Genomic DNA, 22,557 nt, shown 5'->3' on the forward strand with positions numbered 1-22,557 from the left:
GTAACCCGTAACCCGTAACCCGTAACCCGTAACCCGTAACCCGTAACCCGTAACCCGTAACCCGTAACCCGTAACCCGTAACCCGTAACCCGTAACCCGTAACCCGTAACCCGTAACCCGTAACCCGTAACCCGTAACCCGTAACCCGTAACCCGTAACCCGCTAGCACGATGGGCTAATTGAATTCTTGCGAGAGTGCAGGCTTTTTGCTGAAACAGGCCCCAATCTGAGGTAAAGCATGCGAAAAGGCATGTATTTTAGCTCTAAATGCCCTCTGACGAGATTTATTCGAAAAAAAGATGCTGTGTCGCAGGAATATCCACCGTACAGAACAAAAACGACTCAAAAAGATGCATAATTGCAGGCAATCGTGCAGACGAGCAAGCAATCGTGCAGACGAGCAGGCAATCGTGCAGACGAGCAGGCAATCGTGCAGACGAGTAGGTAATCGTGCAGACGAGCAAGCAATCGAACAGAGGAGCAAGCAATCGAGCAATCGAGCAATCGAGCAGACGAGCAAGCAATCGAGTAATCAGGCAATCGATGTAACCGAGGCAATCCGGTGTTCGGACAATCAGGAATGTTAGTTGGCGATACGAGCTGATGCGAGGTTAGCGGCTTAGCAGAGCCGGGGGATGTACATGCGAATAATGCGAAAAACGCATGAAACAGATTAGTTGGCAAGGCTGCCATGCTGAGTTGTCCTGCGACTCGTGTACATAGGCTGCAATATCAGCGGACTATATAGTTACGGAGCCAGTGGAGTTGAAGCAACAGAGTAGTTCGCATTACAGGTTTCTGCTACCAAGGTGTGCCGCCATGGTGTTCCGCGGTTGTGGTCAGCTGATGTGTCCCGCCCTTGTATGCCACCATGATGTTCTGTCATGCGGATCGCCTGCGGCAGACGACCGAACCGCCTTCCTGCCAGCGTACTTCCGATCCCGCTCTGTGCCAGCAGCGAGCAGGGGCGTTCCCCAAGATATGTAGGAATTATCTGGTCTTGTTCCACCTACAGGACTGACTGGTTCATCAAACGTGCGTGGTATGTTGGAAGGCATATGAAACAATATCTATTTTGTTCGTCATAGATTAATCAACATTCGCCCATGTCCTGCATACACTTTAAGTGAATGATTGTATGGAGGAGGTTAAATACATGGCTATTGCAGATAAACAGCTTCAGTGCAGAGAAATAATTACGAAAGCTGTCTGCGGCAAAGGTCGTAAGTTTTCCACAGTAACCCATAACGTTACGCCGCCTCATCACCCCACCAGCATTTTGGGGGCATGGATTATCAACCATCAGTATGAAGCGGTTCGCTCGGGTGACGGGATCGAGGTTATAGGTACTTACGATATCAACATCTGGTATTCTTACAACAAAAACTCACAAACCGACGTAGCAAAGGAAACGCTCTCGTACGTGGACCATGTGCCGCTCTCCTATGTTGATCCGAAGCACCGATCTTCGACGGAGGAAGTATCGGCAGAGGCGACGCAGGAGCCGAATTGCATCGAAGCACAGATTGCCGCGAATGGCTCAAGCGTCGGTATTCGCGTCGAGCGCGAATTTCTGGTGGAAATGATTGCCGAGACCAAGGTTTGTGTCGCTGTCTGTCAGGACGGCTGCGATCATGACGGCAAGGACTACGATTATGGCGACGATGGCGATGGTGATTACGAAGATCTGGATCCTGACCTGCTCGACGACGAGCTGTAATTTTGCGGACTATAGCTCAGTTCTAATGTATCGTATGCGGCAGAGGAGCAGAATTCGAGGGCGGGAGCCCTCTTTTTTTTCGAAAAGTTAGGTGTGAGGCTGCGGAGAAACGATGCTGCTTGGTGATCGGGGATAGAGGTATGGCGGGTAAGCTGTGGTTTTGGGATGGGGAGGGGCGAGAGAATGGACTCACTCCCCGCGCATGGATCGACGGAAATCCGGAGAAGCAGGATTGTGTTATCGTGTGCGGCAGCAGCCCGCTGCCGGAGCATTGGCGCAGTGGCGGGATGGAGCCGCTCGTGCTGAACGGAGGCGCCGCTGCCTTCGTTATGACCCCCGGAAGAGAGATGGACAGACGGCTTCGGCGGGCGGGAATCGTTATTAGCGATAACGACAGGGCAGGCAGGCGATTCAGTGTCTCGATCTTTCATCCGCGCACGCTTGAGATCAGGAGGATTGTGGATACGGAGCTACAAGTGCCGTTCGCCGCCAGTTCGCCGGAACATGCCCAGCGGCAGCTCAAGGAGCATGATCCGCTGTTCCGCCGCCTTGGCAGGCTGGCTATGAAGGCACTCTATGCGGCAAGTCTTGATTTCGGGGTTGTCGTCGTGACGGTCGCTGATCATGGAAGCTGTGCTGTCGAGTCGATCAGGCTCCCTGATTCAGGGATGCTGCAAGACGGAATTTGGGCAAGGGCGATAAAAGAATACGTGGCCGTCAGCGGCATTCAGGCGGCGGAAGACAGGGTGCTGGCACAGGGGAGAATCCGGATTGGAGCAGATCCCGAATTTTTGCTGCTGTCCAGCAGCGGCAAGGTCGTACCCGCCGCCAAATACTTGGCAGGCGGCTATGGAACCGGCTGTGATGCCGTCGTTGTCGGCGGACGCATCCTGTATCCCGTCGCCGAGCTGCGGCCTGAGCCGGCAGCAATGCCCCACGAGCTGGCGAATAATATCCGCCGGCTGCTCGTACAAGCCTCAGCGCACATAACAGACCGTTCTGTGCGCTGGGCTGCAGGGGGCATGCCCGCGGCGGGGTTCGCGCTCGGGGGCCATATTCACCTTAGCGGCGTGCCGCTGACGGGCCGGCTGCTGCGCCAGCTCGACAGCTATGCCGCGCTGCTGCTGGCATTGGTGGAGACACCCGCCGAGCATGCCAGGCGGCCGAGATTCGGAACGCTTGGCGATTGCCGCTTGCAGCCGCACGGAGGCTTCGAATACCGGACGCTCCCGAGCTGGCTCGTATCGCCCCTTGCGGCGAAAGCGGCGTTTGCGCTGGCATTGCTCTGCGCTCGTGAAAGCGATGTGCTGATCTACCGGCCGATGGAGGACGAGCGTATGGTGGAGGCCTACTACTCAGCTGACCTGGAGACATTGCGGGAATGTGTGGAGCCGCTTGCAGCATCCATGAAGCGGACGGCATCATACGATGAGCTTGGACGCTGGATCGATCCGCTGCTGGACGCCGTCCGCAGGAGAGAAAGCTGGGATACGGCGGCTGATCTGAGAATGAAGTGGCGCATTCCTCTTGGGAGCTGATTCCGAAGCGGAGGCGCCCTTTCATTTATGCTGGATATGGAAGGGGCGCTCCACTGAGGGGCGCTTTTCTGCTATAATGTACTTCGGATCTACCATCATTCGTATTAATTAAACAGGAGGGGCAGCATGGCTTCTTATACCCCGATGATACAGCAATATTTATCTATCAAAGAGCAGGCGAAGGACGCCTTTTTATTTTTTCGTCTTGGCGATTTTTACGAGATGTTTTTTGACGATGCCATTCAGGCATCGCGTGAGCTGGAGATAACGCTGACCGGAAGAGAAGGAGGCGGCGAGAACCGCATTCCGATGTGCGGCATTCCGCACCACTCGGCAGAGGGCTACATAGCAAGGCTTGTTGAGAAAGGCTACAAAGTCGCGATCTGCGAGCAGGTGGAGGATCCTTCTGCTGCCAAGGGTGTCGTCCGCAGGGAGATTATCCGCTTCGTTACGCCGGGTACCGTGATGGAGACGAAATCGATCTCCGAGAAAGCGAACAACTTTATCGTGGCCGTTACCGTTGTGGATCAAAGCTATGGTATCGCGGCTTGTGATCTTACGACCGGAGAGCTCTATGTCACTTCGTTCCAGGCGGTGATGGAACAGCTCACCGATGAGATTAACGTCTACCGCCCTGCGGAAATTGTCGGTGACGAAAGCGTGCTTGAGCAGCTTAGGCCGGCTGCTGCCGCTTTGAATCGGCAGGTATTGTTCACTGCGCGCGCTCCAATGGAGAGCGGACGCCTCCAAGGGCAATTCGAAGCAGGCGAACTCAGCGGGCTTGCTCCGGCGCGGCTTCGCGCAATTGCCGTTATGACCGGCTATCTGGAAGAGACACAGAAGCGCTCCCTTGGCCATATGAGCCGGATTCAGGCGTATGAGCCTAATCAGTATATGGTGCTGGATCCCTTCACCAGAAGGAATCTGGAGCTGGTGGAGACGGTACATGACCGCAGCAAGAAAGGCTCGCTGCTCTGGCTGCTGGACCGCACCCGCACTTCGATGGGGGCAAGGCTGCTCCGGCGCTGGATCGATAAGCCGCTGCTGTCGAAGGACGGTATTGATGAACGTCTGGAGGCGGTTGACAAGCTGTATCATAATTTCATTCTGCGTGAAGAAGTGCGCAGCGAGCTTCACGAGATCTATGATCTGGAGCGGCTTGTCGGACGTGTTGCTTTTGGCAGCGCCAACGGGCGAGACATGAATGCGCTGAAAACCTCGCTGCAGCATGTCCCTGCGCTGGCGGCATTGTGCGCCGGTTCGGATTCGACCACGATGAGAAGGCTGGCCTCCGGTATCGATAACTGCGCTGACCTCGCATCCATGATCGAGACTGTCATCGTTGATGATCCGCCGATCTCGGTCCGGGACGGAGGCCTCATTCGCTCAGGCTATGACAGCTATCTGGATCAATTGCGCGAGGCGAGCGTCAGCGGCAAGAAGTGGCTTGCCGAGCTGGAACGCCAGGAGCGGGAAGCTACAGGGATCAAATCGCTGAAGATCGGCTACAACAAAGTGTTCGGGTATTACCTGGAAGTGTCCAAGGCGAACATTGCGATGCTTCCTGAGGGCCGCTATGAGCGGAAGCAGACGCTGGCCAATGCCGAGCGGTATGTGACACCTGAGCTGAAGGAGAAGGAACGGCTCATACTGGAAGCGGAAGAGAAGATGGTCGATCTCGAATACGAGAAGTTCGTAGAGCTTCGCGAGCATCTGTCCGCGCATCTGCACCGGCTGCAGAAGCTTGCCGCAACGATTGCGACGCTGGACGCGCTTCAGTCGCTGGCAGCGGTCAGCTCGGAGCAGCGGTATGTGAAGCCTGTTATAACAGACGGCTATGATCTCATCATTGAGGACGGAAGACATCCCGTTGTCGAGGCGGTCATTGAAGGAGCTCCCTTCATTGCCAACGGTACGGAGCTGACGCGCGACGGCTCGTCCATGCTGCTCATTACAGGCCCTAATATGGCGGGCAAAAGCACCTACATGCGGCAGGTCGCGCTTGCAAGCATTATGGCGCAGATTGGCTGTTTCGTGCCAGCCAAGCGGGCGCAGGTACCGCTTATTGACCGCATATTTACCCGGATTGGGGCGGCTGACGATCTGATCGGCGGCCAAAGCACATTTATGGTCGAGATGAAGGATATCCAGACCATGACGGAGAAGGCAACCTCCCAAAGCCTCGTCATTATTGACGAGCTTGGACGCGGCACCTCAACTGGCGAAGGAATGGCGATCGCGCAAGCGGTTGTTGAGTTCGTTCATCATCAAGTAGGCTGCAAGGCGCTTGTATCCACCCACTTCCACGAGCTGGCGCATCTTGAAGAGACGCTGCCATCCCTGGCTAACGCCTGCATGGCCGTACAGGAGACGGGTGATAATGTCACCTTCCTGCGCAAGCTCGTTCCCGGTGCTGCCAGCAGCAGCTACGGCATATACTGTGCCCAGCTTGCCGGCCTGCCGGACAGCATCATCCAAAGAGCCTATAACCTGCTGGAAGCACATGCAGAAGGGGACGGATCAAGCCGTTCATCGGTCAATGAGAAGCAGGCTAAGCGGCAGGAGGTTAATCAGGCGGCAGCCGGTCAGCAAGAAGGAAGTGGCAGCCGAAGCTCCGCAGCAGCAGTCTCGAATGCTACCATCAAGGAGACGGCCGCTGCATTCGATGTGTCTGCAGCTGCGGAAGCGGGCAGCGCCGATGCGGCGGTCGCGGTTCATGAGCCTGCCTCTGCTGTGAAGGATGCCGGAATCACTGGAGCCCACTCGCAATCAGGCGCAGCAGTTGTGCAAATGTCTATATTCGGAGATGCAGTGCCAGAGCCTAAAGGGCGCAAGGCAAGTCCAAAGGCCGAGCAGCTTGCGGATCAGTTGAAGCGTCTGGATCTATTTAATTTAACGCCGATGCAAGCGATGCAGTGGTTGAACGATATGAAGCTCAAGCTAATGACGGAAGACAAATAGAAGGTTGTGGGAAACCGGGGAAGGAGAGAACGCTTATGGGCAAGATTCGTGTATTGGACGAGCAATTAGCCAACCAGATCGCTGCCGGTGAAGTGGTGGAACGGCCTTCCTCGGTCGTCAAGGAGCTGGTTGAGAACGCGATCGATGCGGGAAGTTCAACCATCGATATTGTCATTGAAGAGGGCGGACTGACACTAATCCGTGTAATCGATAACGGACTGGGCATTGATGCAGAGGATATCGGAACGGCCTTCTTCCGCCATGCAACGAGCAAAATTTCATCAAGCAAGGACTTGTTCCGCATTGCAAGCCTTGGCTTCAGAGGCGAGGCGCTGCCCAGTATAGCGGCCGTCGCCCGTGTGGAATGCATCTCCTCGTCCGAAGGGACGGGGCTTGGCCGCCGCTTCGTAATCGAAGGCGGCTCTGTTCAGAGGGATGAGGAGGCAAATGCGCCGCAAGGGACCGATATCGCGGTTCGCGACCTCTTTTACAACACGCCCGCAAGATTGAAGTATATGAAGACGATCCAGACGGAGATCGGTCATATCGCAGATTATGTGAACCGGCTTGCATTGGCGCATCCCGGAATTGCCTTCACGCTGAAGCATAACAATGGATTGCTGCTGCGCACAATTGGGAATGGCGATCGGCTGCAGGCCTTCGCTGCGGTCTACGGCACTACAGCTGCCAAGGGAATGTTGGCCGTGGAGGGTGAACACCCGGATTATGATTTGCGCGGCTATATTTCCAAGCCTGAGCAGACCCGGGCGAACCGCAATGGCATAACTGTCGTTGTCAATGGCCGCTACATCCGAAGCTTCGTTATTAATCAAGCGATTATGCAGGCGTACCACACCTTGCTGCCGATCAACCGGTACCCGCTTGCAGTGCTTGAGCTTGGCATGCATCCAAGCTTGCTGGATGTGAATGTCCATCCCTCCAAGATGGAGGTGCGCTTCAGCAAAGAGACGGAGCTGAGAGAGTTCGTAGAGCAGTCGATCGCGCAGGCTCTCGGCAAGCAGCGGCATATTCCAGGACCTGCCTCGACGGAACGGTCGAAGCCGCTGTTTGTTCAGGATCGGATTTCCTTTCATCAAGCCGAGCCTTCCACAGAACAGCCAAAGCCTGCAGCGATGCCTTACTCAACTGGTGACGCGAGCAGAAGCGGCGGGGGCAGCAAGGAAGGACGAGGCTTTGGCTCCGTCGATTGGCAGAGCAATCGGACTGTTATTCCCAAGGATGCTGCCGAGCGTCTCTACGCACCGCCCAAGCAATCTCTTCCTGATTATAAAATCGCCGATGCGGTGCGCGAAACGGCTGCTGGCATGACATCAGAGCGGACTGGCGGGACTGACAAAGTTGCCACGAGCGCCGATGCAGCCGCCAGCGCAGGGGTAAAGGAAGAAGTACGGGCTGAGGATGAAATTAATGATATTAATCATTCATTCCCTGAATTATATTGGATCGGCCAGCTTCACGGCACGTACATCGTCGCCCAGAATGAAGACGGCTTGTATCTGATCGACCAGCATGCGGCCCATGAGCGGATCAATTACGAGTATTATGTAGATAAATTCAGCCGTCCGCAGCAGGCGAGCCAGCAGCTGCTGGCTCCGATCACGCTGGAATTTACGGCTGCGGAAGCATCAACGCTGCTTGCCCGTCTCCCGCTTATTGCAGAGGCAGGCATTGAGCTGGAGCCTTTCGGTCCCCAGACCTTTCTGGTACGCGCCTATCCCGAGTGGCTGCCGCAAGGCGATGAGCAGGCCGTTATTGAAGAGATGATGGAGTGGCTGCTCAGTGAGCGCGGTGCAATAGATATAGGCAAGGTGCGCGAGAAATCAGCGATTATGTGCTCGTGCAAGGCTTCAATCAAAGCGAATGACCGCCTGACAAGGGAAGAAGGAGAAGGACTGCTTCACCGCCTGTCCCGTTGTACCCAGCCATATACTTGTCCCCACGGCAGGCCGATTCTGGTGCATATGTCAACTTATCAGCTAGAGAAAATGTTCAAGCGGGTGATGTCATGATCATAACTACCGCTCACAAGCCTTCGCCGGAGCTGCTGGATTATGCCGGGGAGCTGTCCAGAGAGCTTGGCGGTCAATTGGTGCCGCGCAAGCAAGATTCTCTGGCGAGGCTGAAGGCCCGTTATGGGGACGGCAGGCTGTTAGTTGCAGATGACAACGGTCTGCGCTATTATGAGGAGTCAGAAGAGCCGCTGTATTTTCATCCCAGCATGGCCTATGTCAGAGTGAAGCGAATGCGCAGCGGTGAGCGCGACCCGCTCATTGAAGTGTCGGACTGCACGCCTGGCGACACCGTCCTGGACTGTACGGCGGGCCTTGGCTCTGACGCGATCGTGTTCTCTTATGCCGCTGGCGCCGCTGGCCATGTGACTGCGCTGGAGAGTGAGCCGGTATTATGCGCGGTAGTCCGTGAAGGGCTCCGAACCTATGAGACGATTCACGCTGATGTCAATGAAGCTTTCCGAAGAATCAAGGTGGAATGCGCCAATCATATGGATTGGCTGTCGAACCTGCCGGACAAAAGCGTCGATATCGTCTATTTCGACCCCATGTTCCGGCGCCCCATGCATGATTCGACTGCACTGGCTCCGCTGCGCGGGCTGGCCAACAATGATGCGCTTCTTCCCGAGGCTATACATCAAGCGCTGCGGGTAGCGCGCAAGTCGGTCGTGCTCAAGGAGCATAAGGACAGCGGAGAGTTCCGGCGGCTTGGCTTCGAACGCCGCCATGTCAACAAAATTGCCTATGGAGTGATTAACCCCACATGAGCGCCGACACAAACGCCTCAACCAAGCCGCGGCTGCTCGTCCTGATCGGCCCGACTGCGGTAGGCAAAACAAGAATGAGCCTCGATATTGCCCACGCTCTGAACGCCGAGATTATTTCCGGTGATTCGATGCAGGTCTATCGGGGTATGGATATCGGGACTGCCAAGATCAAGCTGGAGGAGCGGGAAGGCATCCCGCACCATCTGATTGATATTTGCGGACCGGAGCATCCGTTCTCTGTGGCAGAATTTCAAGAGCGCTGCAGAACGCTGATTCATGAAATTTCCAGCCGCGGCAAGCTGCCCTTCATTGTAGGGGGAACAGGCTTGTATGTGGAATCGGTCGCCTACGACTATCAATTTGCCGAGAGCGGCAGTGATGAGGCGTTCCGCGAGGAGCAGCTGCAGTTCGCCATGGAGCATGGCGCTGAGGCGCTTCTGGACAAGCTGCGCGGCATCGATCCCGCTTCGGCGGAGAGACTGCATCCCAATGATCAGCGGCGTATTATACGCGCATTGGAGATCCATCATTTAACAGGCGTGACTCTTTCAGAGCAGCTTGCAGGACAGAAAAAGACGTCCCCTTACGAACTGTGTATGATCGGGCTGACGATGGATCGTGCGCTGCTGTATGAGCGTATCAACCAGCGGGTAGACGGCATGATGGCGGACGGCTTGGTCGCGGAAGTCGAGGGGCTGCTTGCCCAGGGAGTAAAGCCTGGTGACATCTCCATGCAAGGCCTTGGTTATAAGGAGATTGCGCTCTTTCTACAACAGCAATTATCGCTTGAGGAGGCCGTTACACTGCTCAAACGCGATACACGCAGATTCGCCAAAAGGCAGCTTTCGTGGTTTCGCCACATGCAGGATATTGCGTGGATCGATGCGTCTGAAAATTTTCAGAAGAATTTGGCTGCGATTTATGCTATAATAGCAGGAAAGTTCAGGATGGATCTTGAATATACTTCTAACCAATCTTTTTAACGATGGGGGTAACGGCTAATGAACAAATCAATCAATATTCAGGATACGTTTCTGAACCAACTTCGCAAAGACAGCGTCCCGGTTACGGTATATTTGACCAATGGCTTCCAAATCCGTGGAGTTATCAAAGCCTTTGACAATTTTACGATTGTCATCGACAGCGAAGGGCGCCAGCAAATGGTGTACAAGCATGCGATCTCAACCTTTACTCCGCAACGCAATGTTTCGCTAATGCAGCAAGAGCAATCAAACGAAGCGTAGCACCGATTAGATCAATTTGAAACTTTTTCAAACGGTGTTGCGTTTAATTGGATAGCGGCACGAGAAGAGCAACCCGCCCACGTGCAGGGTTGCTCTTCTCGTTCCCGGTCATGAAACTTTGTTTCATACGTACCGTTGCCGTTTAGACATATAGGGTATAAATAGAGACGAGAGATACTCGTCATGATTCAGGAGGGGAATCGGCTATGGCTGATGGACCAAGCAACAAATCAGATTCACCGCGTAAGAACGTGAGAGGCAAACGCGAGAAGAAGGGGAAGAAACGGTTCTCAGGACGCAAAGCGCTCGTCTGGCTATTCTTCGCCACGGCCGTCGCCGTTATATGCGGAATTATCGGCTACCTGCTTGTCGTCTTGAACGGGGAGCGGATACTGGATGAGAACAAGGACAAGTTCGAGCTGCCGGAGAGCTCCATTATCTATGATGCCGACGGCAACGAAGTAACCAAGCTGTATCGTCAAAATCGAGAGGTTATCAAATATGAAGACATACCAAAATTATTGCGCGAGGCCGTTATCGCTACGGAAGACCGCCGGTTCGAGGAACATTCCGGCATCGATTTCTGGTCCATTAGCCGTGCGCTAGTCAAGGACGTCGTGGCCCGCAGCGCTGTTGAGGGCGGCAGTACGATCACGCAGCAATTAGCGAAGAACCTGTTCCTGTCCGGTGACAAGACGTTCTTCCGTAAAGCAACAGAAGCATCCATTGCGGTCGCTCTGGAGAATCAGATGACCAAGGATGAGATACTGACCCTGTATCTGAACCGGATTTTCTTCGGCAAAAATGCATACGGAGTCAAATCAGCGGCAAAGGTTTATTTCAACAAATCGCTTGACGAGCTTGAGCTGTGGGAAATCGCAACCTTAGCGGGCATCCCCAAGGCTCCAAGCACCTATAATCCGATCTCGAATCCGGACAAGTCGAAGGAGCGCCGTGCAGTTGTGCTTCAGCTGATGTACGATCAGAAGTACATTACGAAGGAGCAGATGGACGAGGCGAAGGCACGGGAATATGATCCTTCTGTCCGTTCTGCGGACAGCCAGCAGTTCCCGGCCTTTATCGATTATGTCATTGAAGAGGCGGAGCGGGTGACAGGAATTACGGAGGAAGAGCTGCGCAGCGGCGGATACAAGCTGTACACGACGTTGAATGTCAAGGCGCAGACCGTGATGGAGAAGGAATTCAAGGATGATTCCAACTTCGAGGAGAGCGTTGACGAACAGCAGGTTGAGGGCGCGATGGTGATTATCGATCATCGCACCGGCAATATTCAAGGTCTGGTTGGCGGTCGCGATTATGAGCGCAAGGGCTGGAATCGAGCGGTCAAGGAGCGCCAGCCGGGTTCGGGCTTCAAGCCGATCACAGTGTATGGCCCTGCACTTGAGACAGGGGATTGGTATCCATGGACGAATGTGCTTGACGAGAAGCGCTGCTATGGCAATTACTGTCCGACCGATTCCAATGCGAACAAGTATATCGGTGAGATCAGCATGCGCCAGTCGATCAAGGAGTCCAGGAACGCATCGGCCGTATGGCTGCTGAATGAGATCGGCGTGAAGACGGGACTGAATTTTGCGGAGAAGCTTGGCTTTGATCTTGACAGCAAGAATGACCGCAACCTTGCTATTGCGCTGGGAGGCCTCACCAAGGGTGTCACGCCGATGCAGATGGCGACAGCCTACAGTGTGTTCGCTAACGGAGGCAAGGCTGTTGATGCGCATTCCTTGCTCAGAGTGATCAATAGCAATGGCGAGACCGAGTATCAATATGAAGCACCCAAAACAAAGCAGCTGATTAAAGCAGAGACCGCATGGTATTTGACGGAAATTATGCAGAGCGTGCTGGAGAAAGGCGGTACAGGGACGCGGGCACGAATTGACCGTCCTGTAGCGGGTAAGACAGGTACAACGCAGCACGGCATACCAAATTTCAGATCAAGCGGCAACCGTGACGCCTGGTTCTCCGGCTACACGCCAGAATGGACAGCCGTTGTATGGATGGGCTATGACAAGACGGACAAGAAGCATCTGCTCAAGAAGAGCAGCTCGCAATCCGCGTCGATGTTCGCCAAAGTTATGAAGGAAGCAATGAAGGACGTTCCGAAGTCCAGCTTCAAAAAGCCGAATAATGTCGAGGAGAAAAAGCCGCTCTCAGTCGTGACGAATTTTAATGCGGTGTATAATCCGGAGACAATCACATTGAAGCTGACGTGGACGCCGGTTGAAGGCAAAGATATGACGTACCGCATTTACCGCAAGGAAACGAGCGAAGCGGAATTTACTCGTCTGCTTGATGCGGTTGCTGCATCTGAGGTTGATGACCTCAGTATTTCACCGGGACTGACCTACCAATATTACATTACGGCCTATAATGCCAAAGACAATCTCGAAAGCGAGCCTTCCGAGCATATCCAGGTGGAGATTCCAGCGTTGGAGCTGGAGCCTGAGACTCCTGTCGAGCCTGGTCCGGACAATGGCGGCACGCTGCCGCCGGATGACGGCAGCGAACCGGGTCCCGGCAATGGCGGAACGGATAATGGCGGGATTGACAATGGCGGCGAGCTGCCGCCTGATGGCGGTACCCCCGGGAACAATGGCGCCGGTCCTGGCAACGGGACTGGGAACGGCAATGGCAATAGCGGTATTGGCACGGAGGGCACAGGGAACGGCTCAACCAATACCGGAGGCGTTATTACAGAAGAACCGGGCGGGAATATAACCCCAGAAGGTGAGACTGCTCCAATTATTAACAATGAAACGGAATCCGGAGGTTAACAAGAATGACGTTGCAGCGAATTGTGCTAATCATCATCACAGCAAGCTTGGCTCTTGCTCTCGCGGGATGCGGGGCAAAGGAAGCAGACAATAATGTGCAGGGGGGAGCTTCTCAAGCAGAAGACAGCACGACGAAGCCAGAGGAGACTCCTCCTGTCAAGGAATGGCCTGAGATGCCCAAGATGAGCATTGATACGAGCAAATCGTACGAGGCGGCTTTCGTTACATCGATGGGCGAGTTCAAAGTTGAACTGTTCGCGAAGGACGCACCCCAGACAGTGAACAGCTTCGTTTTCCTCGCGAGGGAGAAATATTTTGACGGCCTGAAGTTTCACCGGGTAATTCGCGACTTTATGATCCAGTCCGGCGATCCGCAGGGCAACGGCATGGGCGGCCCCGGATACAACATTCCGGATGAGCTGAATAACGGCCATACCTATGAGGAGGGTGTTGTGGCGATGGCGAACACCTCCCAGCCTGATTCGGGAGGGAGCCAGTTCTTCATCGGTTCGGGCAAGGACGTAGAAGGCTTGAACAATCAACCGATCTATACGATTTTTGGCAAAGTATCAGAGGGTATGGAAACGATAAAAGCTATCGCATCGGCACCTGTCGGACCCGGCAATTCCGATATGACCGACAGCAAGCCGGTTCAGGATATTACAATTACCAGTATTACCATTATAGAGAAATAGAAGGAAAGGAGAGCGATAGGCTCTCCTTTTTCAACTTCTGCATATACTATACCTATATGCCGGTCGGCGGGCAGGCATTGTGGCGATAATTTGGATGCCTCGCTGGTGAGAGGCGGTAAGATGTGGTAAGCTTTTTTTGAAAGCAGGCTTACGATCCTAACGGAAAGGTCGTTCCGTATGAAACGTAAATTTTCTGACCGGGCCAATTGGCGGCGCATACTGCGCAAGAGCTATACTTGTCTGTCGATGGATGGCGACGAGTTCAGAGGACTTGTAACCATGTATCGGATTCATGAATTACGTGAACCGCTTTGGAAAGAATACAATGGCCGCAGAATGTGCCTGGCGGACCGTGGATATTTGTGGATGCAGCATTTCCCTCGGGGCGAGCATTTCGTCGTGACGACTATGTTCGATGATAAGAATCGTGTTGTTCAATGGTATATCGATATTTGCAAGACACAAGGGTTAACGGATCAGCAGGTGCCTTGGTTCGACGATCTTTATCTCGATGTTGTCGTCCTGCCAAGCGGCGAAGTGTTTCTGCTGGATGAGGATGAATTGGAGGATGCGGTCCGCCAAGGCATTGTCACTGGCAAGGATGCGGCTTTGGCGCGGAAGACGGCCGGACGGCTGTTGTCCACAATACGTAATGGACGCTTTCGCTACTTCACATTGAGCTTGAAGCACAGAAAGGCGCTTGTTACGCAGAGCGGCGAAGTGAGCGAGACATGAAGACACAGGTTCATGCATCCAGGAGGAAACCCGCTCGCCGCCGCTTTCTCTCTATTCGCTTCATGCTGCGTATAAGCGCCTGGATAGCTGCGCTCGCTGTATTCTGGTGCGCGTACTTGCTATGGGTTATCAATAGCTATGAACTGCCCAAGCCGCTTCCTCAAGCGGACGCGGCTGTCGTGCTGGGGGCTGCTCTATGGGATAATGAGCCGAGCCCCGGCTTGCGGGAGCGTCTCGACCATGCGCTTGAATTGTACAAGCAGGAGAATGTCCAATATTTGATACTCTCCGGCGGCTATGACCATAATGGGTCCACGCTGACAGAGGCAGAAGGAATGCGCGATTATTTGCTGAAGAGGGGCGTTCCCGCGGATCGTCTGTTTCTGGAGAACGATGCGCGCAGCACCTATGAGAACCTGCTGTTCAGCCAAGCCATAGCCAAGAAGAACGGGTTCAAAAGCTTCTTGATTGTTACCCATGATTACCATGCGCCGAGAGCAGCCGAGATTGCCCGTTATCTCGATTACAAGGAGACAGAGGTGGTCGGCTTTAAGTCGAAGGTGCTGAAGACCAGTTATAACCAAAGCCGTGAAGTGCTGGCTTATACCAAGTGGAAGCTGGATTCCATCCTGCTGAAATTCGGATTTCAGGCGCCTGAAGCTTCGTTCTGAGCGCTTGTCCTCCTGAAAACTGTTAATACGGCCCGTTTCAATTGAATACAATGGAGCATGCGGCTTGTGTAAGCCGGATGGCCTTCCATTAAATTCAAATGCAGCCGGATCATGCGGTTTGCGAAGGAGCGGTGATTCCAGAGGATGAGTGAACGGCTTATATCGACAGGACATAACGGCAGCGGAGCGCGGCCATCCAGGCAAATAAATGTCATACTTCGCAGTCAAGAGCCATATGCGGCTTCAAGCTCTGCTCAGGCGCTTGATGTTGAACCATTGCAGCCTGCCAAATCATTGACCTCGAATGATCCGTATGCAGACATCCAGCGTGAGCTGGAGCCTATGATCGGTCTCGACAATGTGAAGCTGCTCGTATATGAGGTGTTCGCACAGCTGCAAATAAGCAAGATGCGTACAGAAGCAGGACTTTCCGGCGGCTCGCACGTGTATCATATGATTTTCAAGGGGAATCCCGGTACCGGCAAAACAACGATAGCCCGCATCGTAGCCAAGCTGTTCAACAAGATGGGTGTGTTGTCGAAGGGCCACTTGATTGAAGTGGAGCGGGCTGATCTCGTTGGTGAATATATTGGCCATACTGCCCAGAAAACCCGCGATCTTGTCCGCAAGGCGCTCGGCGGTGTCTTGTTTGTAGATGAAGCTTACAGTCTTGCCCGGGGCGGGGAGAAGGACTTCGGCAAGGAGGCCATCGATACGCTCGTCAAGGCGATGGAGGATAATCGCAACCAGTTTGTGCTTATTCTGGCGGGTTATCCGCTTGAGATTGAACAGTTTCTTATGACGAATCCCGGATTGCCGTCCCGGTTTCCGATTCAGATCGAATTCCACGATTATTCCGTCGATCAATTGATTGCGATTGCCGAGTTGATGGCGAAGGAACGGGATTATACGTTAATGCCGCAAACCTTGTTCAAGCTGCGGCAGCACCTGATGCAGGAAAAGACTGCTTCGCTGTATTCTTTCAGCAACGCAAGGTATGTCCGCAATATTATCGAGAAGGCTTTTCGTCATCAGGCAGTGCGACTGCTGGGTCAATATACTAGCGGATCGCCTGGCAAGCAGGAGCTGATGGCTATACGGCCTGAAGATATGAAGTGGGAGTCGAGGTAAAGAAGTCTAAGTAAATGCGATTTCACTCCTGGAAGGAGCGTTACATTTAACGAATGAGACAATCGACTTATGAAACGGACAGGGATATGCAGGATCGCGCCATTCTGGTCAGTCTGATAACGCCGGATATAAAGCGGTCCTCGGTTGATCCCGAGCATTCGCTAGAGGAGCTCGTCAATCTGGCAGAGACAGCAGGTGTGGAAGTGCTCTCCATGATGACGCAGCAGAAGGAAGCGCGTGATACGAAGTGGTTTATCGGCAAAGGCAAGGTCGAGGAGCTGCGAGCAGCAGCAGAGGAGCTGGGAGCGACAACAGCCATATTCGACCAGGAGCTCTCCGGCGCCCAGGTTCGCAATCTGGAAGCTGCGCTGAATATGAAAATTATTGACCGGACGCAGCTTATTCTTGATATCTTCGCCCAGCGTGCCAAGACACGGGAGGGCATCATTCAAGTAGAGCTGGCACAGCTTAGCTACCTGCTGCCCCGCCTGTCCGGTCATGGGAAGAATCTGTCCCGGCTTGGCGGCGGCATCGGGACTCGCGGCCCCGGTGAATCCAAACTGGAGACGGATCGCCGCCATATTAGAGGCCGTATCTCCGATCTGAAATCCCAACTGGATGAAGTGGTGCGCCACCGTAATCTGCATAGGGAAAGAAGGCGCAAAGCCGGAGTGCAGCAGGTGGCCCTGGTCGGCTATACGAATGCCGGCAAATCAACGCTATTGCGGGAGATGACCAAAGCGGACGTCTATGTAGAGAATCAGCTGTTCGCTACGCTTGATCCTACATCCCGCAATTTGGAGCTGCCAAGCGGCAAGGAAATCGTTCTGACCGACACGGTTGGCTTCATTCAGAATTTGCCGCATGATCTTATCGCAGCGTTCAGAGCCACCCTTGAGGAAGTGTGCGAGGCTGATCTGGTGCTGCATGTCGTAGACAGCGCTTCGCCCATGCGTGAGGAGCAGAAGGCCGTCGTGGAGCGGATACTGGGTGAACTGGGCGCCGCAGGCAAGCCGCAGATAACAATCTACAACAAGATCGATCTCTGCCGTCAGGATGGCTCTCTGCTTATTCCTGCGAGCAATGAGAATACGCTTGTCATGAGCGCTTATTGTGCGGATGATCTGCTAAAACTTCGCCAATTGATCCAAGATAAGATGACCGGGGATACCCGTACTTTTATTTTTCCGGCTGAACGTGGCGATCTTATTGCACTGGCCTACCGGACCGGCGAAGTGACTGACCAAGAGGTAGATGGCGACACGCTCAAGATGACAGTGGAATTGAATAAGCAGGACTATGAGGTTCACGGCTACAAGCTGGAGTCTTATATCGAGCATCAATAATATAACCAGCCGAATTTTGCAAATAGATTGCGAATAGATTGCCAAAGATTGCGAAAGTGTGCGAACAGAGGAGAGACAACGGAATTGAGTCATCAGGGGAATAAGAATTGGGATATATTAATGCAGTGGGCGTCTGCGGCCGAAGAGCAAGTATACGGTGTGTTTCGCGGGATGGATACTGTTGCGGAGCGCAATCAATGGAAAGTAATCAGCGCTTTTCAGAAGCACCGCGTCAGCGATTTTCATTTTAACGGCTCAACAGGCTATGGCTACAACGACAGTGGACGCGAAGTGCTGGACGAGGTGTATGCGGATGTGTTCGGCGCGGAAGCAGCGCTTGTGCGTCCTCATTTTGTATCCGGCACGCATACGATTAGCTGTGCTTTGTTCGGATTGCTGCGTCCGGGAGACGAGCTGTTCTATATTTCGGGCAAGCCTTATGATACACTGCACAAGGTGATCGGCAAGCCCGGCGATGGGACAGGCTCGCTGCAGGATTTCGGCATCCGGTACAAGGAGGCTGCGCTCACAGCGGCAGGCGGTGTGGACTGGGATGCCGTTGCTTCCGGGATTAATGAACGGACGAAGGTCGTCGGAATCCAACGCTCGCGCGGATACGATTGGCGGGCCTCGTTCACTGTGGCAGAGATTCGGGATATGGTTCAGCGGGTTAAATCTATAAAGCCGGACGTTATCGTGTTCGTCGATAATTGTTATGGCGAGTTTACGGAAGAGCTGGAGCCTACAGAGGTCGGCGTCGATCTGATCGCGGGCTCGCTTATTAAGAATCCCGGCGGCGGACTTGCGCCTACCGGCGGTTATATAGCGGGCACGCGAGCGGCTGTAGAGCTTGCTGCATTCCGGCTCACTGCTCCAGGTATCGGCGGCGAGGTGGGAGCTACGCTGGGGACGCTCAGGGCGATGTATCAAGGGCTGTTCCTGGCGCCTCATCTGGTGGGACAAGCTCTTAAAGGAAGTGTGTTCGCTGCTGCGATGTTCGAGCGGCTTGGCTTCGAGAGCAATCCGCGCTGGGATGCGCCGCGTACAGATTTGATCCAGGCGGTGCGATTCACCGGCAGCGAGCAGTTGATCGCCTTCGTGCAGGGCATCCAGAAGGCCGCTGCTGTTGACTCTCATGTCGTGCCGGAACCATGGGACATGCCCGGGTACGAACATCCGGTAATTATGGCGGCCGGGACGTTCATGCAAGGAGGCAGTCTGGAGCTGTCAGCAGACGCGCCGATACGTGAGCCATACATTGCTTATATGCAAGGCGGACTGACTTATGCGCATGTCAAACTGGGGGTTCTGAACGCATTATTGCTGCTCGCGGAACGAGGGTTAATTGTAATTAAACCTTACATATCTTGACACGTTTTTGGTAGAGCGGTACAATTGATGCATACATATCAGAGACTGGAAGGTTGATACGACATGGCTGACGATTTACGCAGAAATATGGCGCTTTTTCCGATCGGCATCGTCATGAAGCTGACAGATTTGACAGCTCGACAAATCCGATATTATGAACAACATGAACTCATTGTTCCGGCTCGGACTTCCGGTAATCAACGGCTGTTCTCCTTCAACGATGTAGAGCGGCTGCTTGAGATTAAGTCCCTGATAGAGAAAGGTGTCAACATTGCTGGTATTAAGCAAGTGATGAATCCGGTTTCCAAGGAATCGGAGGAGGCAACCGTTGTCAGTGAGCAATCGGAAGTGAAACGCCGTGAGCTGTCAGACACGCAGCTGCATCGATTGTTGAAGCAGCAGCTTATGGAGAAGAGACCGGGCAAGGCCTCGATGATTCAAGGCCAGCTGTCCCGTTTCTATAACAAGAATTAGCGTTATCCACTATTTTAAGGGAGATGATTCCGTGAGTTTCACCAAAGAGGACATCAAGCGTATTGCCAAGGAAGAGAACGTTCGTTTTATTCGACTGCAATTCACTGATCTGCTTGGTACCATTAAAAATGTGGAAATTCCAGTAAGCCAGTTAGAGAAAGCATTGGATAACAAAATGATGTTCGATGGCTCCTCCATCGAAGGTTACGTTCGTATAGAAGAATCCGATATGTACCTGTATCCTGATCTTGATACATGGGTCGTGTTCCCATGGGTAACACAGGATCGTGTAGCGCGTCTGATCTGTGATATTTATATGCCTGACGGTACGCCTTTCGCTGGAGACCCGCGCGGCATATTGAAGCGCGTTTTGAAGGAAGCGGAGGAGCTTGGATTCACCTCCATGAATGTTGGGCCAGAGCCGGAGTTTTTCTTGTTCAAGACTGACGAGAAGGGCGAACCTACAACGGAGCTTAATGACCAAGGCGGATACTTTGACCTTGCGCCAACGGATCTTGGCGAGAACTGCCGCCGCGAAATCGTTCTGACGCTCGAAGAGATGGGCTTCGAAATCGAAGCATCCCATCACGAGGTAGCTCCAGGCCAGCACGAGATTGATTTCAAATATGCGGATGCGATCAAAGCAGCAGACCAAATCCAGACCTTCAAGCTCGTGGTCAAGACAGTTGCCCGTCAGCATGGATTGCATGCATCGTTCATGCCTAAGCCGCTGTTCGGAGTAAACGGTTCGGGCATGCACTGCCACCAATCGTTGTTCCAAGGCAATGTCAACACGTTCTATGACGAGAGCGACAAGCTGGGTCTCAGCCAGACTGCACGTTATTATATGGCTGGCATTCTGCGTCATGCACGTGCGTTTGCAGCTATTACGAACCCGACGGTTAACTCTTACAAGCGTCTCGTACCGGGCTATGAAGCGCCATGCTACGTTGCATGGTCTGCAAGCAACCGGAGCCCGATGATTCGGATCCCGGCATCGCGCGGCCTGAGCACACGTGTTGAAGTGCGTAATCCGGATCCTGCTGCGAATCCGTATCTGGCGCTAGCAGTAATGCTGGCTGCTGGCTTGGATGGCATCCATAACAAGCTGCCACTGCCAGCTCCAACGGATCGCAACATTTATGTAATGACGGATGAGGAGCGGATTGACGAAGGAATTCCAAGCCTGCCGCTCGATCTGAAGGAATCGCTGGATGAGATGCTTCGCAGCCAAGTTGTCTGTGATGCGCTCGGCGATCATGCGCTTGCCCACTTCTACGAGCTGAAAGAAATCGAGTGGGATATGTACCGTACACAGGTTCACCAATGGGAACGCGATCAGTATTTGACGCTGTACTAAGAGGGAAACCCTAGGTTTATCAAGGGTTTTGAGGGTTTTGAATCGGGGGCATTTATATGGTGGCAGAGGATTTCATCTTGTGCCCCCTTGAATGCCCCCGATTTTTTTATTAATACTGAGGGTGTATGCCACTACTGCGCCGATATTGCGGTGGATCCCGAAGTAAATGACTGTCGTGCGTTTGGTGAACTACGGAGACTACGGAGATCATGTGCAAACAAGCAGAAGGCATAATGGATTATCGTACAACAGTAGAAGTGGCAAGCGTACTCATAGCTTTGTTTGAATAAAAGCAACTATGTTAATAAAAGGGTGTGGAACAATGAATGCAAGGGTGTTGAAAAGCACTAAGTCTTATGTAGCCGCGTACCCTCGTAGTCTTGCAACCTCATGCCGCCACTCTTGGAGGTTGGGTAGCAGCAACATACTTAGCAACGTTTTTTTAATTTACTCTGTCGATTCAATGCAACTGGTCTATGCAATTAATGAAAACGATGTATAAGTTACTTCCACTTCTTATGATGGTTGTGGTAACGGTTGTTGTGCATACGATCTTCTATCCATATTTCGTTGACCAGGGATTATCAAGAAAAGCAGCAACTCTAATTCCATGCATTCCTATAGCGAGTTATTTATGCGGTTATCTGATTGCACGATGTGCTCAAATATATGAAAAAAGAAAACCCAAACAATAGAACGAGTCTTCAACCCGGCAGGTAGAGGAGGAAGCCTGCGAAAGTGCAGGCATTTCGATCAAAAGGAGCGTTGAGGGCAGCGTCAAGAAGTTTGTGTAAGCTTGTAGATATACCCATCGGGTAAGTGTTGGTGGTGGGGGGCGGAGTCCTCCGCCCCCCACCACATTGTTTTAACTTTCGATCCGAGGATCCGACTGAACAGAATTCGAGGAATAGCGCTTTTCAAACATCTCATTAAGTTTTTGTTTGACAACGGGATCGCCAAAACCTGGGATGACACGGTTCTCAAATCGTTCGTTGTAGGCGATGGTGTCCAAGTATACAATTTTTTCTGCAGCATCCATGTTCGTTAAACTGTTCATAGGCTTGAGCCGCTTACGTATTTCTTTATTCATGCGTTCAATGGGGTTCGACGTATAGATGGCTGCTTTGATCTGCGCAGGATAATGGTAAAACGCCAACAAGGTGGAGAGTTGGTTTTCCCACGATGCGACTTCCTTCGGATATTGCTTGTTCCATTTGCTTTTAAAGGTATCGAAGGCTGCAAGGGCGCATTCGTGGTCGGGTGCGTTATAAATGGTTTTGAGCCCATCAATAAAATCGGTCTTGTGTTCGACCCGAACCTTTGGAAACGTAGAACGTACTTTGTGTACGATGCAATGTTGAACGTCTGCCCGCGGATACATCTCTTTAAAAGCATCCTCCAAACCCGGGAGCCCATCGAACACACCGAGTAAGACTTCATGCACGCCACGGGCATACAGATCCTTAAGAACGTCCTTCCACCCATTGGAGCTCTCATGGCCACCAATGTAGAAGCCCAAGATTTGACGATGTCCTTCTTCATCAATGCCCATAGCAAAGTAGATGACCTCACCGCTCACCGTACTGCGTTTTAGTTTCACATACATGCCGTCTAGATAGATCACGCTGTAGCGCTTTTTCAACGGTCTTTGATGCCACGTCTGGATATCCTCCAGTACGGTTGCGGTGATGTTGCTGACCGTCGTAGGCGAATAGTGAC

17 protein-coding genes are annotated in these 22,557 nt (G+C 53.1%); 16 read left to right on the plus strand and 1 reads right to left on the minus strand.

Annotation, left to right across the window (positions count from 1 at the left end; translation table 11 throughout):
* Positions 1–1,156 precede the first annotated feature (1,156 nt).
* The 16 genes from K0T92_RS24185 to glnA all read left to right on the plus strand — a co-directional run bounded on the left by K0T92_RS24185 (position 1,157) and on the right by glnA (position 20,838).
* The gene (locus K0T92_RS24185) at positions 1,157–1,720 is read left to right on the plus strand and encodes an outer spore coat protein CotE (protein ID WP_219875197.1); all 564 of its coding nucleotides are present in this window, start codon (positions 1,157–1,159) and stop codon (positions 1,718–1,720) included.
* Positions 1,721–1,860: 140 nt separating this feature from the next.
* Positions 1,861–3,258 (plus strand): putative amidoligase domain-containing protein, encoded by a 1,398-nt coding sequence (locus K0T92_RS24190; protein ID WP_219875198.1) that lies wholly within the window; start codon positions 1,861–1,863, stop codon positions 3,256–3,258.
* A 126-nt stretch (positions 3,259–3,384) separates the two neighbouring features.
* Positions 3,385–6,219 (plus strand): DNA mismatch repair protein MutS, encoded by a 2,835-nt coding sequence (gene mutS / locus K0T92_RS24195; RefSeq protein WP_219875199.1) that lies wholly within the window; start codon positions 3,385–3,387, stop codon positions 6,217–6,219.
* 35 nt (positions 6,220–6,254) lie between these two features.
* Entirely contained in the window at positions 6,255–8,249 is a 1,995-nt protein-coding gene (mutL, locus tag K0T92_RS24200; RefSeq protein WP_219875200.1) for a DNA mismatch repair endonuclease MutL, read from the plus strand.
* Positions 8,246–9,016 carry a class I SAM-dependent methyltransferase gene (locus K0T92_RS24205; RefSeq protein ID WP_219875201.1) on the plus strand — a complete coding sequence of 257 codons (771 nt, stop codon included), beginning with the start codon at positions 8,246–8,248 and terminating at the stop codon, positions 9,014–9,016. Before mutL ends, K0T92_RS24205 begins: the two co-directional genes overlap by 4 nt.
* Positions 9,013–9,999 (plus strand): tRNA (adenosine(37)-N6)-dimethylallyltransferase MiaA, encoded by a 987-nt coding sequence (miaA, locus tag K0T92_RS24210; protein ID WP_219875202.1) that lies wholly within the window; start codon positions 9,013–9,015, stop codon positions 9,997–9,999. Before K0T92_RS24205 ends, miaA begins: the two co-directional genes overlap by 4 nt.
* 18 nt (positions 10,000–10,017) lie before the next feature.
* Positions 10,018–10,260 carry an RNA chaperone Hfq gene (gene hfq, locus K0T92_RS24215; protein WP_219875203.1) on the plus strand — a complete coding sequence of 81 codons (243 nt, stop codon included), beginning with the start codon at positions 10,018–10,020 and terminating at the stop codon, positions 10,258–10,260.
* 206 nt (positions 10,261–10,466) lie between these two features.
* Complete coding sequence (locus K0T92_RS24220) at positions 10,467–13,055, plus strand: penicillin-binding protein 1A (protein ID WP_219875204.1); 2,589 nt, start codon at positions 10,467–10,469, stop codon at positions 13,053–13,055.
* An 11-nt stretch (positions 13,056–13,066) separates the two neighbouring features.
* A complete protein-coding gene (locus K0T92_RS24225) occupies positions 13,067–13,750 on the plus strand; it encodes a peptidylprolyl isomerase (RefSeq protein ID WP_425517683.1) in 684 nt (227 codons plus the stop codon).
* 177 nt (positions 13,751–13,927) lie between these two features.
* The gene (locus K0T92_RS24230; protein ID WP_219875206.1) at positions 13,928–14,485 is read left to right on the plus strand and encodes a ribonuclease FAU-1 family protein; all 558 of its coding nucleotides are present in this window, start codon (positions 13,928–13,930) and stop codon (positions 14,483–14,485) included.
* Positions 14,482–15,156 (plus strand): YdcF family protein, encoded by a 675-nt coding sequence (locus tag K0T92_RS24235; protein ID WP_219875207.1) that lies wholly within the window; start codon positions 14,482–14,484, stop codon positions 15,154–15,156. Before K0T92_RS24230 ends, K0T92_RS24235 begins: the two co-directional genes overlap by 4 nt.
* 144 nt (positions 15,157–15,300) lie before the next feature.
* Positions 15,301–16,287, plus strand: coding sequence for an AAA family ATPase (locus K0T92_RS24240; RefSeq protein WP_219875208.1), 987 nt, complete (start codon positions 15,301–15,303; stop codon positions 16,285–16,287).
* A 53-nt stretch (positions 16,288–16,340) separates the two neighbouring features.
* Positions 16,341–17,633, plus strand: a complete 1,293-nt coding sequence (gene hflX / locus K0T92_RS24245; protein ID WP_219875209.1) for a GTPase HflX — start codon at positions 16,341–16,343, stop codon at positions 17,631–17,633.
* 120 nt (positions 17,634–17,753) lie between these two features.
* Positions 17,754–19,004 (plus strand): methionine gamma-lyase family protein, encoded by a 1,251-nt coding sequence (locus tag K0T92_RS24250; RefSeq protein WP_219875213.1) that lies wholly within the window; start codon positions 17,754–17,756, stop codon positions 19,002–19,004.
* A gap of 63 nt (positions 19,005–19,067) precedes the next feature.
* The gene (locus K0T92_RS24255) at positions 19,068–19,478 is read left to right on the plus strand and encodes a MerR family transcriptional regulator (RefSeq protein ID WP_219875210.1); all 411 of its coding nucleotides are present in this window, start codon (positions 19,068–19,070) and stop codon (positions 19,476–19,478) included.
* 31 nt (positions 19,479–19,509) lie between these two features.
* Positions 19,510–20,838, plus strand: coding sequence for a type I glutamate--ammonia ligase (gene glnA, locus K0T92_RS24260; protein ID WP_219875211.1), 1,329 nt, complete (start codon positions 19,510–19,512; stop codon positions 20,836–20,838).
* A gap of 865 nt (positions 20,839–21,703) precedes the next feature.
* On the opposite strand, the gene K0T92_RS24265 is transcribed toward glnA, so the two are convergent.
* Positions 21,704–22,557 (minus strand): IS256 family transposase (locus tag K0T92_RS24265; RefSeq protein ID WP_219875212.1); only part of this gene is annotated, 854 nt, incomplete at its 5' end.

Origin of the sequence: Paenibacillus oenotherae (assembly GCF_019443105.1) — a bacterium.
GTDB classification, from domain to species: domain Bacteria; phylum Bacillota; class Bacilli; order Paenibacillales; family Paenibacillaceae; genus Paenibacillus_Z; species Paenibacillus_Z oenotherae.

Bases quoted from the DNA above. Each gene is read 5' to 3' on its own strand.
- K0T92_RS24185 (WP_219875197.1), top strand. From the start codon at position 1,157: ATGGCTATTGCAGATAAACAGCTTCAGTGCAGAGAAATAATTACGAAA.
- K0T92_RS24190 (WP_219875198.1), top strand. From the start codon at position 1,861: ATGGCGGGTAAGCTGTGGTTTTGGGATGGGGAGGGGCGAGAGAATGGA.
- mutS (WP_219875199.1), top strand. From the start codon at position 3,385: ATGGCTTCTTATACCCCGATGATACAGCAATATTTATCTATCAAAGAG.
- mutL (WP_219875200.1), top strand. From the start codon at position 6,255: ATGGGCAAGATTCGTGTATTGGACGAGCAATTAGCCAACCAGATCGCT.
- K0T92_RS24205 (WP_219875201.1), top strand. From the start codon at position 8,246: ATGATCATAACTACCGCTCACAAGCCTTCGCCGGAGCTGCTGGATTAT.
- miaA (WP_219875202.1), top strand. From the start codon at position 9,013: ATGAGCGCCGACACAAACGCCTCAACCAAGCCGCGGCTGCTCGTCCTG.
- hfq (WP_219875203.1), top strand. From the start codon at position 10,018: ATGAACAAATCAATCAATATTCAGGATACGTTTCTGAACCAACTTCGC.
- K0T92_RS24220 (WP_219875204.1), top strand. From the start codon at position 10,467: ATGGCTGATGGACCAAGCAACAAATCAGATTCACCGCGTAAGAACGTG.
- K0T92_RS24230 (WP_219875206.1), top strand. From the start codon at position 13,928: ATGAAACGTAAATTTTCTGACCGGGCCAATTGGCGGCGCATACTGCGC.
- K0T92_RS24235 (WP_219875207.1), top strand. From the start codon at position 14,482: ATGAAGACACAGGTTCATGCATCCAGGAGGAAACCCGCTCGCCGCCGC.
- K0T92_RS24240 (WP_219875208.1), top strand. From the start codon at position 15,301: ATGAGTGAACGGCTTATATCGACAGGACATAACGGCAGCGGAGCGCGG.
- hflX (WP_219875209.1), top strand. From the start codon at position 16,341: ATGAGACAATCGACTTATGAAACGGACAGGGATATGCAGGATCGCGCC.
- K0T92_RS24250 (WP_219875213.1), top strand. From the start codon at position 17,754: ATGCAGTGGGCGTCTGCGGCCGAAGAGCAAGTATACGGTGTGTTTCGC.
- K0T92_RS24255 (WP_219875210.1), top strand. From the start codon at position 19,068: ATGGCTGACGATTTACGCAGAAATATGGCGCTTTTTCCGATCGGCATC.